Source organism: Spongiibacter marinus, from assembly GCF_016906995.1.
GTDB classification, from domain to species: domain Bacteria; phylum Pseudomonadota; class Gammaproteobacteria; order Pseudomonadales; family Spongiibacteraceae; genus Spongiibacter; species Spongiibacter marinus.
This window is the reverse complement of the sequence record NZ_JAFBBD010000004.1, coordinates 117,886-135,581: the sequence shown is the minus strand read 5'-3', so window position 1 is coordinate 135,581 and position 17,696 is coordinate 117,886. Positions and strand designations below refer to the sequence as shown.

Genomic DNA, 17,696 nt, shown 5'->3' with positions numbered 1-17,696 from the left:
TGCGTAGCGCAATGGAGCGGAGGGAGAAATACGGTGGCTGACAGCGAGAAGCAGATAGTAGAGAGCTGGCAAAGGAATGCGGGGCCTTGGGTTGCTGCGCTTGATCAACAGGCAATCGCCAGCCGGGTGGCGGTAACAAATGGGGCAATTGTTAACGCTGTGCTGAGCCATCACCCGCAACGCGTTCTGGATGTGGGTTGCGGAGAGGGCTGGCTAATGCGTGAGCTTGCTGGGCACGGTGTTGACGTTGCCGGTTTTGATGCTGTCGCCGAATTGGTGGCGGAGGCAATAGCGCGGGGCAGTAAGAATTGCCAGTGCATTGCCTATGAGGCGCTAGATGAGGTGGCATGGCCGCAAACATTCGATTTGGCGGTGTGTAACTTTTCTCTGCTGGGTGAATCAGTCGAGCAGCCCTTGAGGTCGCTCAAGCGGGCCTTGTCGGCTAGTGGCCATTTATTGGTGCAAACCTTGCACCCCTGTTTTATTACACGCGGCGAGAGTTACTACTCAAGGTGGTTAACGGGCAGCTGGGAAGGCTTGCCTGACCACCTTCATCAGCAATTTAAGGATGCGCCGCCGTGGTACTTTCACACGCTCGGCGACTGGTCTTTAGTATTTCAACGGGCGGGCTATAGCATCGCGAATGTTGAGGAGCCAAACGCGGGCAAGGGTGCGATGCCGTTATCCATTCTATTCCATTTGCGCCCCGTGTAAGGTGGCGTAACGAAAACTGCGAGCAGTGGGAGGGGAAGTGTCTACTAAGTTGTCTGCGCCCGGCAGTGATACTCATAATATCGTTATTGCCTACGTATTGTGGCTATTCGGCTTCATGGGGGCTCACCGTTTCTATTTGGGACGGCCGATAAGCGGAACACTGTATTTTTTTACCCTGGGCTTGTTTTTTATCGGCTGGATTATCGACTTAGTGTTGATTCCCGCCATGGAGCGCTCCGCCGATCGACGCTATCAATCAGGCACTGCCAGCTATTCCGTCGCATGGATATTGCTAACCTTTCTGGGTATTTTCGGTTTGCACCGTTTTTACCTCGGTAAATGGCTGACTGGGATTGTGTATTTACTAACGGGCGGCGTGTTTCTGCTGGGCGTTATATATGACTACTGGACGCTCAACGAACAAATCAGCGAGCACAATACACGCCTCTTCCACTAGCCTGAGAGGGCCTCTTCACAGGCCCTGGTAGTCTTAACAGGCGCTAGTAGCGCGTCCAGCTGCTGCCATCGAGTGACAGGTAGCTCTCGCCGTCGATACTGAGCATTGTGCTGCCATCATTCTGAGAGACGGGCTCGGTGCGGGGAAGGGTGCTCAGCCAGTCACTGCTGCTAAATTGCTTATTGGCAAAAATATCGGCAGCCATAAAGTCAGCCAGCAGTTGGCCAATGGCTTGATAGCTGCTGGGCTGAGTAATGCGCGCGGCGGGGCCCTGACGCTCCAGGTTTGGGCCAATGAGCTTGATGGCAACCGGCACTTTTGTAATCGCCGGTGTGGGAATTTCACGCATTCCCGGAATTTGCATGGCGTCGCCGCGCAGCCCCGCGCCGTGCTCGGGAACTAGCACGACAACAACATTTTTGCCGCTTTGCTGAAGGCGGTCTAAGAAGCGTGAGATATCGCCAAATAAGCGATCCATTCGGCGCTTATAACTTTGTGCGCCGCGCAGGTTTTCCCGACTGTCCAGTAGGCGGTTGCCATCGTGCAGGCTGGTGGTGTTGTACAGCGCGACTGTCGAGGGAGACGGCGATTGTAGCCGCTGTTGCCACCAGTTCTCCAACACCGCTAGGTCGCTGTATATCGGCGATCCGTCAAAGGCCTTCTGTGCTTGGGGGATGCCCGCAAGGGGAAACAGTTCAGCGTCGACGTGGCCAAGTTGGCGTGTGCTCTCGAGAAAATTGTCGAAGTGGCCATCGTGATTCATCAACAGGGCGTGGTCGTAACCCTGTTGCGTAAACTGGGTCATTAGCAGGCACTGGTCACTGGTTTCTTCATAGAGTCCAGAGTGGGGTAGCTGCCCACAACTCGCTCTGCTTAGCCTGAGAACAGCCGGGCCGCTGTAACTGGTGGCCGAGTTAAATTGTTCAAAGACAAAGTCAAAGCGCTGCAATAACGGGTGCTGTCGCTGCTCAACGACATCAAGATCGTCCCAGGAGAGGGAGCAAACGCTGAGGAAAATAACGTCGAAGGCCTGGCGTTCTTGCGCGAGAGGCGGGAAGCGAACCTGGCGTCGAGCTTCTCGGCTGAAGAAGCTGCTCAGGTAGTTGTTTAGTGCCTCGTCGCCCTGCGGCGAGCCACTCGCCTGCGCTTCATGTTCGCCGTGTCCGTCTGCTGGAAGGGTGGCGATGGGAGCGGTCGGCTGTGGGCTCAGGCTGTGAATGCTTGCTGCGAAAAGTGCTAATAGCACGAATGATGTTAAACGAAAGTAGCGGTTGGCTATGATGTAAACGGCAATGCCTACAACCGCGATTAGGGGGTTGATATCAGGTACAAAACGCCAGGCGAGTTCGACGAGATAATCCGACTCAAAGTGGGAGAGTTGTTCGAGTTGAGCAAATAACCGTTCCAGTGGGGGCAGATTAGAATCCAGGTGGATTAGCCATAGCGCGAAGATCACGGCGCTGATCTGACGAGCCACGCGCAATACAGGAAGAGAAACCGGTAACAAAAGAAAGATCGCAAATGCGATATTTTCCACGACGTGAAACTGCATTTTTCCCTGAAAATACAGCACCAACTTAATTAAAAAATAGGCGTTCCAGATCGCCAGCTCGGGTAGCACTAACTCCTGCGATTGAAGCTTGCGGACCTTGCCATTCATTGTTGGGCGTCATCCTTGTTTGAGGGGGCGTTCGCCGTTGGTGTCGTCGGTCGATAGCGGCGAAGATGGCGGGGTTCAAGATGGCGATGCATGAATTGACTAAAACCCAGCAGCGCCTCGCGAAAAAAATAACCCAGCAGTAGTCCAACGACCAGGCTGCAGCTCACAGTGAGCATAAAGTCATGGATATTCATGGCTGCTTACTCGCTCTCACTTTATATTGTGGTGTCCAGTCGGCGGCGTTTTGCAAAGGCGGCCGCGCCACGCTGCTTTTCTGCCGGGGCAAGCGGGCGGTGCTGTGAACGATGGTCCATTAGTTTGCGGGCTCGCTGTGCATTGATGGAAGGGGAGGCTAGCAAGAGTTTGTCTAGCAGTTCATCAATATCGTCGGCATCACAGTGCAGCAGGCGGCTAGCGAATAAATCATTCACCGGTAAATCTAAACTGTTGCGCAGCGCCGTATCTACGTCTCGTAAAGAGCAGGCGTAGAGAAAAAAGTACACTTTACCGTCGACCACGGTAAGTAAGTCTCCTTCTCGCCGCAGGCGGCACAGGCCAAAAATCTGCTCTATGCTGATGCCCGGCAACGGCATGAGTTCAACAATCAAATGCTGAAGTTCACTGAATAGGCTGTTGTCGAAGGCCCGCCTTGCGTAGCGAGCGAAGGCAGCCGGCTCGGTGTAGCCGTAGTCGCTGGAATAGGGGCGCGTTTCTATCAATTTATTCAAGCTGCTGGGCAGGTTGCGCGTAAATACGTGGCCTTGAATTGCTGCCACTAAGCTGTGTACAGCGCTTGCGTGGACGCCATGGGGGATGATTAGACTGCAGCCCGCTCTGAGCAAGTAGGCCTCATCTGCCGCACGCAGGCAGCGCAGTGACTCGCGTACAAGAATCTTTAGCTGCTCGCCGGCACTTGCGCGAAGCTGGTAAATCATTAGCGCCAGGGTTTCGATATCGTCGGCCTGTTGGCAGTCGAAGATGACGGTTGCTGCGACGACGCCGTCGAGACTTTCAAGCAGAGCGCTGTTGTCGCTTTGCTCGGCAATGACATTCGCACTTTGGTAAAGCTCTTCTTTAAGGCGCTGCACGGTGTAGATGGTGTCGACGTCACTGCTCTCGATCGTGGCGTTCGCCTGTGGCTTCAGTAACTGCTCAAGATGCTCGATCGCATGATGGCTGTCGAGCTCTAGCAAAAACTCCTGGTGTGCCAGCATGCCCTGCGGGCTGAGCCAGTGATCAATGAGCAGCGAGTAGCGCAGCTTGGACATGCGGGTTTGTGTTGCGATCCCGGATAAGGTTTTGCTGTGGCGTTTTAACAGTGGCCGCAGTGTTTCACAGGGGCCGCAAACAAGAAACATGATGCGGTATTGGCCGCGCCGACAAAAGCGACGCCACGCGCCCAGCGCCTGCTGAAGTTTAGCGGGTGAAGAGCGGTCGAAGCTGTCTTCATTTAGGACGACACAAAGCCCGCTTTTACGCGGTAGCGAGAGCCTTTCGGTGTCGCGCAGCAGTTGCTTTAAATTGAGTGTCTTCGAGCTGTGGTTGAAAAAGCAGCCCGCTGAACGAGATTGGCAAAGATTTGCCAGCGCCTGCTGGTCTTGCTCATCCAGGCCATTGAAGACGTTTTTCTGCGTTTCTTGAAAGACAAAACTCTGGTGACTTGATGAAAGCAGTGAAAGTGTAGCGATGAAATCGGCGTAGGAATGACCCAGCAAGCAGAACAAGCCGTCCTGTGACAGGGTCTCTTCAAAACTGTGTTGTATCGCCTGAATACTCATTCGCTGTGCTGTCTCGTATATTTCGGGACGTAATACGCGGTGATTGCACTATAGCGCAGGGGGCGTCAGAATGGCTAGGAATCGCGGCTGTGCCTGACAAAAACCCTATAAATATAGGTGTGATTGCCAATGGTTGCCGACGCGAGCTTCGGCTAGATTTGGGACTTAGTGTATGGATATTCCGCCCAAGGAAAAAACAATGGAGCTGCAGGAGCACGCTCGAGAATCTCAGCGCATTGGCAAGCTCAGTGCTGAGCCATTGAGCCGTGATATACGATCGGTGATGCGCGCGCTCGGTGCGGGCGCGGCCTTTTCCTATAAAGAGAACTTCAGAGTGAGTGAACGCTCGCGGCTGATGACTCGCTGGCCGCTATTGCAGGCAATTAATCGCCGCGATGACAATAGCGAGTGCTGACGCGTGCTTGAAACTCACCCAGTGGTTCACGTTGTGACTAGCCTTGCGACTTACGTAGCGGCCTACGTTGTGGAACGCACAGTACTATGTTGACGATTACGGTAAGTGGTATGCACGGCGGTGTTGGCACGACAGCAGTCGTGGCGAATCTATCGGCTGCCCTTCAGCAGCAAGGACTGCGGTGTTTGTGCATCGATGCCAACGTCGACAATATGCTGCGTTTGGCCCTGGCGGTAAACCCCGAAGAAAAGGTGGGATGGGCGAAGGCAAGCCTAGAGGGTGCTTCCTGGAAAGATGCAACACTGCAGCATGACGATGGGCGCTGGGTATTGCCCTTCGGCGAGCTCGATGCCGATGAGCTATCGCGCTTTTTTCCAACACTGGTGGCAGGTCAATCGCCATTGCACGCCGTTGTAGCGGATCTGGCCTCACTGCCGCTGGACTGCGTATTGATTGATGGTCCGACGTCGCGCTCCCTGCCGCATTACTCGCTGCCCGGTGTAGATCTGACCCTATACGTCGCAGCACCGGATGCCGCGAGTTACGCTTTGTTAAAGCAAGATGCGGGGCATTGGCCTGCGTCGAATTATCGAATACTCATCAACCGTTTGCAGCCAGCTCAAGCCCTGGCCAGTGCCATTGCCAACCTGATCGCCGATGATTTTGAAGAGCAAATGGTGCCGGGTGTGGTGCATGAAGACCTGATCATCGCCGAGGCCCAGGCCGAATTAGCATCGGTTATTGCCCGCGCGCCGGATAGCCAAGCGGCTCAGGACTTTCAGAGTCTTGCGCTCTGGTGTCAGAGCGAGTTTCAGAGTCGAGTAGAATGAAGGAGGACTTTTCATCTATTTTGCGGGCGCGATACCGGTACTACGCCGGTGTTAAGGTCGTGTCGCTGCCCGGAAAGTGTGTGTTAGTCAGTTGGTTGCTCTTTTCGGCGCTGTTTTTACGCAACCGAATTGCGGGTTGCGAAAGTTGGCGACTGCCAGAAGTGTTTTTTCCTCATATTTCCTTAATTCGTCCCCAGCTGCTCGACCCGCTGCGCATAGTTGTGCAGATTTTCTGGCTCTTCTTTATGCGCACGCCGCCACAAAAAAGTCGTACAAGGGGATTCCCACGGCGATTGCGGTATGTGGTCGGCGGGGCCAAGGGCCGTTTGCAGGGGCTGGCAAACAAGGCTTGGCTTCAGCCGTCATTCTGGCAAACGCGAGATGCCAATGTTGCCAGGCGCCATCGCCAACCACTAACGATTGCGCTTGCAGCCGTGCTGGCAGTGCTGTGTATTACCGTCCCCCTTGATCCGCTGGCCCAGTTTGTTTTCGCAACGGCGCTGTTTGGCATTCTACTGGTGTTCAACCGTTTGCCTGGTCGTTTCCCGCAGATGCTGATGATCGTACTGTCGCTGTTGATCTCCTGCCGCTATATCTGGTGGCGCTGCAGCTCAACACTGAACTTTGATGACCCTCTCGGTCTGGCACTTGGCATCGTACTGTTGCTCGCTGAACTCTATGCCTGGCTGGTGTTATTACTCGGCTATTTTCAGAATATCTGGCCGCTCAACCGACCGGCAAAATCATTGCCTAAAGATACCGCCGACTGGCCATCGGTAGATATCTTTGTGCCGAGTTATAACGAAGACCTGGAGGTTGTGAGGGCAACAATTTACGCTTGCCAGGGTTTGGATTGGCCCAAAGACAAGCTGGAAATTTACCTCTTAGATGACGGCCGGCGGGATGACTTCCGCGATTTCGCCCGCGACGTGGGCGTGCACTACATTACCCGCGATGATAATCGCCATGCGAAGGCGGGGAACATCAACAACGCTTTAAAACAGTCGCGCGGCGAGTACGTTGCGATATTTGACTGCGACCATATTCCCACCCGCGCCTTTTTGCAGCTGTCGATGGGTTGGTTTTTAGGTGATCCTAAGCTGGCGCTGGTACAGACTCCCCACCATTTTTTCTCACCGGATCCCTTTGAGAGAAACCTCAGCAACTTCAGAAAAGTGCCCAATGAGGGCGGCTTGTTTTACGGCCTGATACAAAATGGCAACGACCTGTGGAACGGCACGTTTTTCTGTGGTTCCTGCGCGATTATTCGCCGTGGCCCGCTGGAGGAAATTGGTGGTGTTGCGGTTGAGACTGTCACCGAAGACGCCCACACCTCGCTGCGGCTGCACCGGCTCGGCTACAACTCCGCTTACATACGCGCGCCGCTGGCGGCCGGGTTGGCGACGGAAACGCTCTCTGCCCACATCGGTCAACGTATTCGCTGGGCGCGGGGCATGGCGCAGATTCTTAGACTGGATAACCCCCTGCGGGGTCCCGGCTTAAAGCTGCGACAGCGCCTGTGTTACTTCAATGCGATGTTGCACTTTCTATCCGGCATTCCCCGCTTAGTATTCCTGTTGGCGCCGCTCGCGTTTTTGCTGCTGCATACTTATATTATCTACGCGCCCGCCATTATGATTTTCCTGTATGTGTTGCCTCATATGCTGTATTCCTCGGTGGTAAACGCCAAAATTCAGGGGCGATATCGGCACTCTTTTTGGGGGGAAGTCTACGAAACGGTGTTGTCTTGGTACATTGCCAGGCCGACCACGGTGGCGCTGTTTGCGCCACACAAGGGCACCTTTAATGTCACCGCTAAAGGCGGGCTGATCCACGAAAAATATTTCGACTGGGTTATGTCTCGGCCGTATATCTTGCTGGTGCTACTCAACGCCTTTGGTTTTTTGGTTGGCTTGTGGCGTTTGTATGCGGGGCCGAGTAATGAGATCAGTGCGGTCTTACTCAACCTGTTCTGGGTGGTTTACAACTTATTGATCCTGGGCGGCGCTGTGGCCGTTGCCGCCGAAGCGAAACAGCTGCGCAGCGACCATCGCGTGCAGGTGAGATTTCCTGTAGCGCTGGAGTTGCCAAGTGGGCATTTGTTGCACGCGCAATTGGTAGACTTTTCCTTAAGCGGGGCGCGGGTTGAGCTATCTCCAGATGCTGCAGAGCAAGTGGGGCAGCAAGTGAATGTCATTATGGATCGCGCGGGCAGGGAATACAGTTTCGCCATGACGACAGTATTTAAAGGGCGAGAGGTTGTCGGCTTGCGTCTGTGTGATCAGTCTCCAAGCAGCATGGTGAATTATGTGCAGTGCACATTTGCGCGCGCTGATAACTGGGTGAGCTGGAAACAAAATATGAGCGTCGATAAACCCCTGACCAGTATGGCAGCGGTAATGAGCATCAGCATACAGGGCTATCGACGTTTACTGAGGGCGGGGCCGCGGCCGCTTCCCCAGTTACTGACTACAATTAATGCGCTGGTGGGGATGGCGAAGAGTCTTCGCCCTCAGCCAATTTTAATTAGGGTGGAAGAAGCATGAGTCAGCGTGACAAGACACTGAGAGCAAGTAACACCTGTCGATGGCTGTTGCTGCTATGGGCAGTGTGTATGCCGACGTGGGCTGAGCAACTGATGCCAGCGCCCTCCGAGTGGCGTCAGGCTGAAGAGCTGAGACGCTATGATTACTCGTTGACTGAGCTGGGCTTTCCGCAGAGCGTATTACTGCGCGGTAGTGAAAGTTCGGCGGGACTCAGCTTTGGCTCACGGTTGGACGAGCTCGTTGAAGAAGCCACGCTGGATTTGGGCTTTTCATTTTCACCGTCATTGGTGCCTCATTTATCGCACCTGAAAGTGTATCTGAACGGCGAATTTATGTCGGCGGTGGCTGTTGATCCTGAAAAACGCTTGCAGCAAAAGGTGAGTATTCCTCTGAACACGCGCTACTTAGCTGACTTCAACCAAGTGCGTGTGCAACTGGTCGGGCAACCACCAGAAGAGTGTTACAGCCCCGATAGCCCAAGCATTTGGGCAGAGTTAACCGGTGACACCCGCCTGCGAACGGTCAGCCGCGTGCTGCCCGTTGCCAACAACCTGCAGCAATTGCCGGCGCCATTTTTCGATCGGCGAGATTACCGCGCCCTGCAACTACCGGTAGTGCTCAGTGGTGAGGGCAGTCTGGAAAGGCTGCACGCAGCGGGTATTGTGACATCCTGGTTTGGGGCACTTGCAAGCTGGCGCGGGGCGAGCTTCCCGGTGGAAACGGAGCGCCTGCCTAGGCAGCACGCCTTGGTATTTATGACCAATACACAGCGCCCGAGCGCGCTGCAGGATTTCCCTCCAGTCAGTGCGCCGACCCTGCAAATGATCAGCCACCCTGAGAACCCCGCAGCCAAGCTGTTGTTGATACAGGGGCGCGATGATGCTGACTTGGTTCAGGCGGCACGGGGCTTGGTGCTGGGCAGTGAGTTGTTATCCGGGCCTGTCGCAGAGATTCAACGGGCGGTGCAAAGCGAGCCAAGAAAGCCCTACGATGCGCCGAATTGGCTGCCCACCGATCGCCCCGTTCGCTTTGGCGAGCTGGTTGATAACCTCAACCAACTGCAAGTCGAAGGTCGCACACCGCCACCGGTGAGGGTGGGCTTCCAGCTTCCGCCCGATCTGTTCACCTGGCGCAGCCGCGGTATTCCCGTAGAGTTGGATTACCGATATTCGCCTCCGGTTGAAGATGGCAGTGGCTCGCAAATGAGCCTGAGCATTAATGAACAGTTTATTGAGGCGTTTAACTTAACTCGCAAAGGGTTCTCCGGTGAGGCTAAGCGTTTTCGTGTGCCCTTGCTGAATGATGGCTTCTTGTCGGCCAATCAGCGCCTGCGTATTCCAGCCTTCAAGGTCGGCAGCCGCAATCAGCTGGAGTTTAAGTTTGATTTTGCCGGTATCAATAGTGGCGAGTGTAAAAGCTTGGCGCCTGCCCAGCGCTACGCTGTTGTAGATGCCGATTCAACCGTTGATTTTACCGGCTTCGCGCACTACATCGAGATGCCCAATCTGCGTGCGTTCGCTAACGCCGCCTATCCCTTTACGCGTATGGCCGACCTGTCAGAAACGGCTGTGCTGCTGCCCGACAGCAAGAACAAAGAGATTATCCAAACCTACCTGCAGCTAATGGGCTTTGCGGGAGCCAGTTCCGGTTACCCGGCGTTGGCAATGGCCTTGTATGACGATTGGCAGGAAGCCGCATTAAAGGATCGCGATGTGCTATTGATTGCCGCCAACGGTCAGCTTGCACAAGGCGGTGAGGATTTACCGTTATTGTTTGATCGCAGCGAGCGCATGTTGCAGAAACCGCGCAAGAACATCGTGTCTGAAAGCGATACCTGGGCCGGGGCGGCGCCAACACTGGCATCGGCAACAACGGAAGTGGAAGTGCGCGCCAGTGGGCCCTTTGCGGCGCTGCTAGGGATGCGCTCTCCCTATAACGACGACAGAAGTGTTGTTGCCGTGCTTGCTGCACAACCGAGTGATATGGCCATGGTGCGAGAGGCGCTGGCAGATAGCGGAAAAATTGCCGAGATGTATGGCTCAGTAGTGGTATTTCGAGAAGGAGGGCAAGCGAGCTTCAATGTCGGCGATAAATACTATGTCGGTAAACTGCGCGTTTGGGACCTTATCTGGTACCACTTCTCTCGCTATCCAATGCTGCTCGGTATTATCAGCATCATCGTGGTATTGATGTTGGCCGTGGTGCTTTGGCGCTTACTCAGTGGTGTGGCGCGTCGCCGCCTGCAACAGGGGGACGAGTGATTCGTCGGTGTTTGGCACTATTGCTGGCCATGTTCCCGAGCGTGCTGTGGGCGGAGTGTAGCTGGTCCGCATGGCAGCGTTTCGCAGAGCAGTATATAGAGAATGGCCGGGTTATTGATGGCAGTGACCCGCGCCAGATTACGACCTCTGAGGGCCAGTCCTACGCGATGTTTTTTGCCCTGTTGGCAAACGACCGAGAGCGCTTTGCAAACCTCCACGCCTGGACAGAGAGACACCTTGCCAAGGGCGATTTAAGCACTCATTTGCCCGCCTGGTTGTGGGGGCGCTCACAGGAAAGTGGCGGGGCAGTGCTGGATGCCAACTCAGCGGCAGACTCCGACACCTGGATCGCCTACTCCCTTGCTGAAGCGGGCCGCCTCTGGGAGGATCACCACTATCGCTCGCAGGGGTATTTTCTAGCCAAGCATATCGCCGAGCAGGAAACGCGCGTCATCGACACCGTTGGCAGGGTGCTGATGCCGGCGCCTGAGGGTTTTGCCAGCGACAATACATTGCGGCTCAATCCGAGTTATTGGATGCCGCAGATCTTTAGCCGCTTTGCTGAGCTGCAGCCCAACTCCGTTTGGCCGGAGTTGGCCGCTGCTTTGCCCGACTTGCTGCGCGACACGGCGGCAAATGGCTTGAGCCCCGATTGGGTGGCCTGGCGCCAGGGCGCGTGGCGACAAGACCCCAAAAGCGGGCAACGGGGTAGTTATGACGCGATACGCGTGTATCTCTGGGTGGGCATGTTGCACCCAGAGGCGAGGGCGGCAGCGGCATTGCGCGATCACTTTGACGTGATGCTGGCGCTTACCCAAGAGCGCGAAAATGTTCCCGAGGTGGTCAATGTTGGCAGTGCAACGGCGCGCGGCAACGGCCCATGGGGCTTCTCTGCCGCACTATTACCGATGCTGTCGAACAGCGGCAAAACGACGCTACTGGAAGCGCAGCAGCAACGTGTCCGCAATGGCAGAACCAATAGCGACAGCCTTGGCCAGCGTGATTATTACAATCGGGTATTGGATTTATTTGCTGACGCATGGATGACGGGTCGGCTGCGGTTTTCGGCTAGTGGCGCGGTGCAGCCAAATTGGCAAGCGGGGTGTTCATGAACCGCGCAGGCCTGCTCTGGCTTATATTGGTGTGCGCGGTGGGCGTATTGTTGTGGCAGCGCGATCCACTGAATTTGCGTGAGGCAGATGAGGGCGCGACGACGGCCGACATCATCGTCACCGGTGGGCGCACTGATTCGCTGACGGTGGATGAGTCCTTACAAAGAAGCATCGAAATACAGCTGATTGAGTCGCAGTTACTGGGCCGGGATGACTTGGTCAGAGCCAAGTTGCAGCGCTTGGATGTGATCAACCCAGATGCACAAAGCGCTTATGTGTACCGAGTGTGGCTTGCGGTTCGCGACGGCAATGTTGAGGACGCAGAGCGCATGCTTTCGGAGTTGAAAGCGCGTTTTGGTGAAACGCAGACATTTTTGCAGCTTACCGATTACCTTGCTCTGCACAGCTACAAAAAATCAGCGATGCAGCAGGTGACTCTGCTGGCGAAAACCGGTCGGGTAAAGGAAGCGGCTCAGCAACTCATACAGCTTTACCCTCGCGGCTTTGTGTTGCTATCCAGTGAATTGGAGTATCTGCAGATACTGGCGCGAGTCGACGGAAAAAGACCTGTCGTCATACGCCGGCTTCGCGCGCTGAACGACAAGTACCCCAACGTGGCGCCATTGCGCTTAGCGCTGGCAGATCAATTGCTCTCGCAGAATCCGGGTAGCCAGGCTGGTCAGCGTATATTACGCGATTTGCTCGATGACCCCTCACTCGCTCAACAAGCGGTGCAACGTTGGCTTGCGGCCCTTGCTGAGCAGCCCATCGGGCCGAGCCGTATACGCACACATACCCTGTTGGCCGAGCGATTTCCCGACAATATAGCAGCGGTACAGGCCAAAGCGCTGGCATTGGAGATGCGGCAGGAGGAGCGCCGTTTAATGCGCGACCCTCACTACCGCGCGCGCAGCCAGGGCTTAGCGTTACTGGAGGCGGGCAAGCTCGTCGGGGCAGAGCGCAAATTGCGCTACGCCCTGAACGGCCGCCCCAACGACCCCGAAGTACTGGGTGGCTTGGGGCTTGTGTATTTGCGGCGCGGCGAGCACCAACAGGCACTGAAATACTTTCGCGATGCGGAACGCGTCAACCGCGATCCCGACCAACAATCGCGCTGGCGTTCCCTGATAGATACCGCGGCATATTGGCGCGCACTTCGCCGCGGCGAAGCGCTTCTGGAAGCCGGGCAATTTGCCAGTGCGCGCAAAGCCTTTTACGACGCATTGGCAATTCAGGGTAGTGAAGTCGAGCCATTGATTGGCTTGGCTGAGCTGGCGCGCAGAGAGGGCGATTTTTCCGGTGCAGACGCCTTCTACCGCCAGGCACTGTCGCGTGAAGCCGATAACCAGGATGCATTGTGGGGGCGAATTCAGCTCCACCGCCAGTGGCGTGGCCCGCGACAAGCTGAGCAGGTTTACCGGCGTTACAGCGCGGCGCAGCGTGCTCGTGTCGCACCGTTGCGGCGAGCGTGGCTGCGCGAGCAAAGTGTTGAGCAATTGGCGCGGGCCCGTGAGTCGGGAGATCGCGCGGCGGTGTCGTCGGCACTTGAGGAACTATTGCGCTATCCGCCGCTTTCACCGTGGCAGCGGCTTGATGCCGCGGAGGCCATGATCGAACTTGGCGATAGCGAGCGTGCTGACCAATATATGGCCAAAACGCCCGGGGTTAGCGGCGATGCTGAAGGCGTTTTCGCCTACGCCTTATACCTGTCAGCCAGAGGGCGACCTGGCCTGGCCATAGAACAGCTGCGCTCGATTCCCAGGGCGCGCCGCAGCAATGCCATGCGCAGCAATTTATTGCGTCTGGAGTTTGCGCAAGCGGTGGCGGGCTTGCCCGTCGATGACCGTCAGGGTCGATTGCAAAGCCTGCAGGCGCTGGAGGAGCGCTATCGCGATGATGCCGATACTCAGCTCAGTCTGGCGGAAATGTGGTGGCAAGAGGGCGAGGAAGAGCGCGCTCGCGCACTGATTAAGCCGCTGTTGCCTATGAGCTCCCAGAGTATCGAGAGGCAGCAACGTGTGGCTTTGCTCTGGTTGGAAATGGGCGACCTCAACGCCTTTGAACGGTGGTATCGGCCACTGCGTACCGAGGCGAATGCAAACGGCTTGAGTGATGCCGAGTTGGAAGCCTTATCAGCGCGCTATGCGATGGCAAAAGGGCAGTACTTTGCCGAGCGTGACAAGGCTATTCTAGCCCGCCGCTACTATCGCGATGCCGCTGATATTCGCGGTGAACACCGCCCCCAGGCATTGCTGGCCCTGTTGAGCTTGAGCGGGAAATCTGGCGATCAACGCGCCTTTGCGCAGCATCAGCAAGCGCTGTTTTCAATGCGAGCACGGTTGACGGGTGAGCAGGTGTTAGAGGCGGCGACGCTGCAAAGCCAGTATGGAAAACAAGCATTAAGCGAGCAGTGGCTGGCACTGTTGCCCAAGCGCGGCGATGTTAGCGATCAGCAGTTGCGCACGGCGATGCAGCAGGCCATTGCGGCAAAAGATTGGTCGGCGGCGCAGCGTTATGCCTACGCCGCCTTGCAGCGTGCGCAGGGGCAGCCCGTTGATACGGCGCTGTCTGAAGACGCACGCCGACAACTGTATGACAATGCCGACCGCGAATACTGGCTGGGTAGCAGTGTGGTGGCCGCCATTGACGAGCTGCGCGAACGGCAGTCGGGATACATTAAAGCGGGCATAGACCTCACCGAGCGTCGCTCCGGAACTGGCTTGCAGCAAATTCCGATTGAGTTGCGCTGGCCCTTTCCCCGCTACGATGGACACGCGCTACTGCGTGTCGATCGTGTGTCCATCGATTCCGGGAAGGTTGACTATCTCGACCCCGATGGCAATACCCCGCCAGGCATCACGCGCATACCCTTTGAGGAATCGGCAAGCGGCACCGCCGTTGGTGTCGGGTGGCAGGCGCGCAACTGGCAAGTGGATATCGGCACCACGCCACTGGGTTTTACCAAACAAGACTGGGTGGGGGGCGCGTCGATTCGCGGCAAACTGGGTAAATTCGGCTGGTCTGCCACGGCGTCTCGACGACCCGAAACCGGCACGGCGCTGTCCTACGCGGGTATGACGGTTCCAAACGGCGCCACCGGGGCCGGTAAGGAGTGGGGCGGGGTGCTGCGCAGCGGCATTAAATTGGGTTTGAACTATGACCAGGGCGGCCGCTACGGCTACTGGTCGAGCGCGCAGGTTCATCAATTGCATGGCGACGATGTCGCCGACAACCAGCGGCTTGGGCTGTTGGGGGGCGTCTACCGCCGTATTATCGCCGAGGAGAACCGCAACCTGCGTATCGGCCTCAATGCCATGTGGTTGAGCTACGATAAGAACCTGAGTGAATACAGCTTGCAACACGGTGCCTATTACAGCCCGCAGCAGTACGTATCGCTGTCCATTCCGGTGCGCTACTTCGGTCGCGTTGGTGAACACTGGTCTTACTTGCTCGGCGGAGCCGTGTCGTTCTCGCAGAGCGATGAGGACCCCTTGTATGAACTCGCCACTGGCGGCGGCGCTGGCGGTGGCCCCGGGTATTTTTTGGAAGCGGCGATAGAGCGGCGCGTGAGTCGCCACTGGTATATAGGGTTGGCAGCAGATATTTATCGAGCTGATTTCTACGAGCCCAATCATGCATCGCTGTATGTGAAGTACCAGTTCGATGATCGCTGGCAGCCCATTTACACGCCGCCTGAGCCTCCCATTCCGTACAGCGATTTTGACTAGCCATCTGAAGGAAGGCGATATTGAGCGCCCCTGAGAACATTTTATATATCGGCCACGTTTGGCCCGAGCCAAATTCGTCTGCGGCGGGGCGGCGCACACTGTCACTGATTCGCTGTCTGCAAGCCGCTGGCGGCCGGGTGACGTTCGCCTGTGCGGCGGCGCTGTCTGAACACCGCTACCCACTTAGCGACATCGCGGTGGATGAGGTCGAGATTCGGCTAAATTGCGATAGCTTCAATCAATTGCTCAGAAAAATGCAGCCAGACCTGGTTGTGTTTGACCGCTTTCTCACCGAGGAGCAATTTTCCTGGCGGGTGGCCAAAGAGTGCCCGCAGGCGATGTGCATACTCGACACTCAGGATCTTCACTGCCTGCGCGACGCCCGCCATCAGGCGCTCAAGCGCGGGCAGAACACCATGCGGCCCGATAGCGAGTTACTGAGTAGTGAGCTGGCGCTGCGCGAGCTGGCATCCATATGGCGATGCGACCTTAGCCTGATGATTTCTACTGCCGAGATATCGCTGCTGCAGTCCCACTACGGCGTTAGTGCCGAGCTGCTGCATCACCTGCCTTTTAGCAGTGAAGGTGGAACGGCGTCGCCGCTGCCTTACGCGCAGCGACGCCATTTTATCTGTATTGGCAATTTTCGACACGAGCCAAACTGGGACAGCCTGCGTTATTTACGCAGCGAATTATGGCCCGAGATACGCCGGCAACTGCCGTCGGCGCAGTGTCATGTGTACGGGGCGTACCCGCCTCCAAAAGCGCAGCAACTGCACAGTGAAAAGCACGGTTTTTTGCTCAAAGGGTGGGCCAAAGATGCCGCCGCCGTGATGCGACAGGCCCGCGTTTGTATCGCGCCTCTGCGCTTCGGTGCCGGGCAAAAGGGCAAGCTGCTGGAGGCGATGGAGCAGGCAACTCCCTCGGTAACCACAAGCATTGGCGCGGAGGGGATGGTGGATACGCCGGCCAACTGGGGCGGGGTGGTTGCGGATTCGCCGCAGGCGTTGATTGAGGCAGCGGTGTCGCTATACCGCGATGAATCGAACTGGCGCAGTGCCCAAGAGCGCGCTGTGCGCTGCCTGGCACCGTTTACGTCCGCTGAGCCAAGCCAAGCGCTTCGGTCGCGTATTGATCGGCTATCTGGCGAGCTGGCTGTTCATCGCCAGGGGAATTTCATCGGTGCCATGCTTCGCCACCACAGCCTGCGCAGTCATCAGTATATGTCTCAGTGGATAGCGGCTAAGTCACAGCTGGCTGATGCGCACTGAGGTTTGCAAAGTGGCTATTCATCTGCCATGTTGGATGCGCTGTATGATTTTTGATCAAGCTCGCCGGGCGTCTTCACGGCCCTGAGCAGCGACCCAACGTTGGAGCGGAGTGGCGATGGACCATCTTATTTTCGATGCACATTTGCACATCATCGATCCCGCTTACCCATTGACCAGCAACCAGGGCTTTCTACCGTCTGCGTTTACTGTCGACGACTACATCCACCAGACCGCTGACCTCGGCATTGCCGGAGGGGCAGTGGTGTCTGGGTCATTTCAGAGCTTTGATCAGTCCTACCTGCAAGCCGCGCTCGCCAGCCTGGGCCCGCACTTTGTGGGCGTTACCCAGCTGCCCCATGACACGCCCGATGATACTTTGGTGGCACTCGACCGCCAGCGGGTTCGCGCCGTTCGTTTTAATTTGCGGCGCGGGGGCTCGGAGTCGGTGCAGCACCTGTTTTCGTTTGCAAATCGGGTGCACGAGCTATTGGGTTGGCACACGGAAATCTACTGCGACAGCGCAGCACTGGAAGAATTGGAAACGCCGCTGTGTGCGCTGCCGGCGGTAAGCATTGATCACCTGGGCTTGAGTAAGGCCGGGTTGCCGCTGCTGTATCGTTTGGTTGAGAGGGGCGTCAAGGTTAAGGCAACGGGCTTTGGACGGGTCGACTTCGCTGTCAGTCAGGTCGTCAAACGCCTCCATAGCATTAACCCAAAGGCCTTGATGTTCGGCACTGACTTACCTTCAACGCGCTCGCCTAGGCCATTTAATCCAATAGATATTGAGATCATCGGCAATGCACTGGGCGATAGCGATGCGCGCTGTGTGTTGTGGGAAAACGCCGTCGAATTCTACCGCTTGCAGGGCGAATAACCGCGCCAACCTTGACCGCCGATTGCCCCTTGATTACAGTCCCGCCCCTT

Annotated in this window: 13 protein-coding genes; 10 read left to right on the top strand and 3 right to left on the bottom strand. The window is 56.5% G+C overall.

Going from position 1 to position 17,696, the window contains the following annotated elements; translation table 11 throughout:
- Positions 1-33: 33 nt before the first annotated feature.
- Positions 34-714, top strand: a complete 681-nt coding sequence (locus HNR64_RS07185; protein WP_204995847.1) for a methyltransferase domain-containing protein — start codon at positions 34-36, stop codon at positions 712-714.
- A gap of 37 nt (positions 715-751) precedes the next feature.
- Positions 752-1,171: a TM2 domain-containing protein gene (locus HNR64_RS07180; protein ID WP_374972931.1), complete on the top strand. Its 420-nt coding sequence runs from the start codon at positions 752-754 to the stop codon at positions 1,169-1,171.
- A gap of 43 nt (positions 1,172-1,214) precedes the next feature.
- On the opposite strand, the gene bcsG is transcribed toward HNR64_RS07180, so the two are convergent.
- From bcsG to bcsE, 3 genes are read right to left on the bottom strand one after another with little or no spacing between them, the layout of a single operon-like run.
- Positions 1,215-2,831 (bottom strand): cellulose biosynthesis protein BcsG, encoded by a 1,617-nt coding sequence (bcsG, locus tag HNR64_RS07175; protein WP_204995846.1) that lies wholly within the window; start codon positions 2,829-2,831, stop codon positions 1,215-1,217.
- Positions 2,828-3,025, bottom strand: a complete 198-nt coding sequence (locus tag HNR64_RS07170) for a hypothetical protein (RefSeq protein WP_204995845.1) — start codon at positions 3,023-3,025, stop codon at positions 2,828-2,830. The genes bcsG and HNR64_RS07170 overlap by 4 nt, the downstream gene beginning before the upstream one ends.
- 21 nt (positions 3,026-3,046) lie before the next feature.
- The gene (gene bcsE / locus HNR64_RS07165; RefSeq protein WP_204995844.1) at positions 3,047-4,609 is read right to left on the bottom strand and encodes a cellulose biosynthesis protein BcsE; all 1,563 of its coding nucleotides are present in this window, start codon (positions 4,607-4,609) and stop codon (positions 3,047-3,049) included.
- A 172-nt stretch (positions 4,610-4,781) separates the two neighbouring features.
- Here bcsE and HNR64_RS07160 point away from each other — a divergent pair, with 172 nt between their 5' ends.
- The 8 genes from HNR64_RS07160 to HNR64_RS07125 all read left to right on the top strand — a co-directional run bounded on the left by HNR64_RS07160 (position 4,782) and on the right by HNR64_RS07125 (position 17,646).
- Positions 4,782-5,024 carry a hypothetical protein gene (locus HNR64_RS07160; RefSeq protein WP_204995843.1) on the top strand — a complete coding sequence of 81 codons (243 nt, stop codon included), beginning with the start codon at positions 4,782-4,784 and terminating at the stop codon, positions 5,022-5,024.
- Between the two features lie 86 nt (positions 5,025-5,110).
- Positions 5,111-5,854 carry a cellulose biosynthesis protein BcsQ gene (bcsQ, locus tag HNR64_RS07155; RefSeq protein WP_204995842.1) on the top strand — a complete coding sequence of 248 codons (744 nt, stop codon included), beginning with the start codon at positions 5,111-5,113 and terminating at the stop codon, positions 5,852-5,854.
- A complete protein-coding gene (bcsA, locus tag HNR64_RS07150) occupies positions 5,851-8,400 on the top strand; it encodes a UDP-forming cellulose synthase catalytic subunit (protein WP_204995841.1) in 2,550 nt (849 codons plus the stop codon). The genes bcsQ and bcsA overlap by 4 nt, the downstream gene beginning before the upstream one ends.
- Positions 8,397-10,661, top strand: coding sequence for a cellulose biosynthesis cyclic di-GMP-binding regulatory protein BcsB (gene bcsB / locus HNR64_RS07145; protein WP_204995840.1), 2,265 nt, complete (start codon positions 8,397-8,399; stop codon positions 10,659-10,661). The genes bcsA and bcsB overlap by 4 nt, the downstream gene beginning before the upstream one ends.
- Positions 10,658-11,773 carry a cellulose synthase complex periplasmic endoglucanase BcsZ gene (bcsZ, locus tag HNR64_RS07140; RefSeq protein WP_204995839.1) on the top strand — a complete coding sequence of 372 codons (1,116 nt, stop codon included), beginning with the start codon at positions 10,658-10,660 and terminating at the stop codon, positions 11,771-11,773. Before bcsB ends, bcsZ begins: the two co-directional genes overlap by 4 nt.
- The gene (locus HNR64_RS07135; RefSeq protein ID WP_204995838.1) at positions 11,770-15,501 is read left to right on the top strand and encodes a cellulose synthase subunit BcsC-related outer membrane protein; all 3,732 of its coding nucleotides are present in this window, start codon (positions 11,770-11,772) and stop codon (positions 15,499-15,501) included. Before bcsZ ends, HNR64_RS07135 begins: the two co-directional genes overlap by 4 nt.
- A 20-nt stretch (positions 15,502-15,521) precedes the next feature.
- Positions 15,522-16,772, top strand: coding sequence for a glycosyltransferase family 4 protein (locus HNR64_RS07130; RefSeq protein ID WP_204995837.1), 1,251 nt, complete (start codon positions 15,522-15,524; stop codon positions 16,770-16,772).
- Positions 16,773-16,887: 115 nt separating this feature from the next.
- Positions 16,888-17,646, top strand: coding sequence for an amidohydrolase family protein (locus tag HNR64_RS07125; protein ID WP_204995836.1), 759 nt, complete (start codon positions 16,888-16,890; stop codon positions 17,644-17,646).
- Positions 17,647-17,696: the final 50 nt, after the last annotated feature.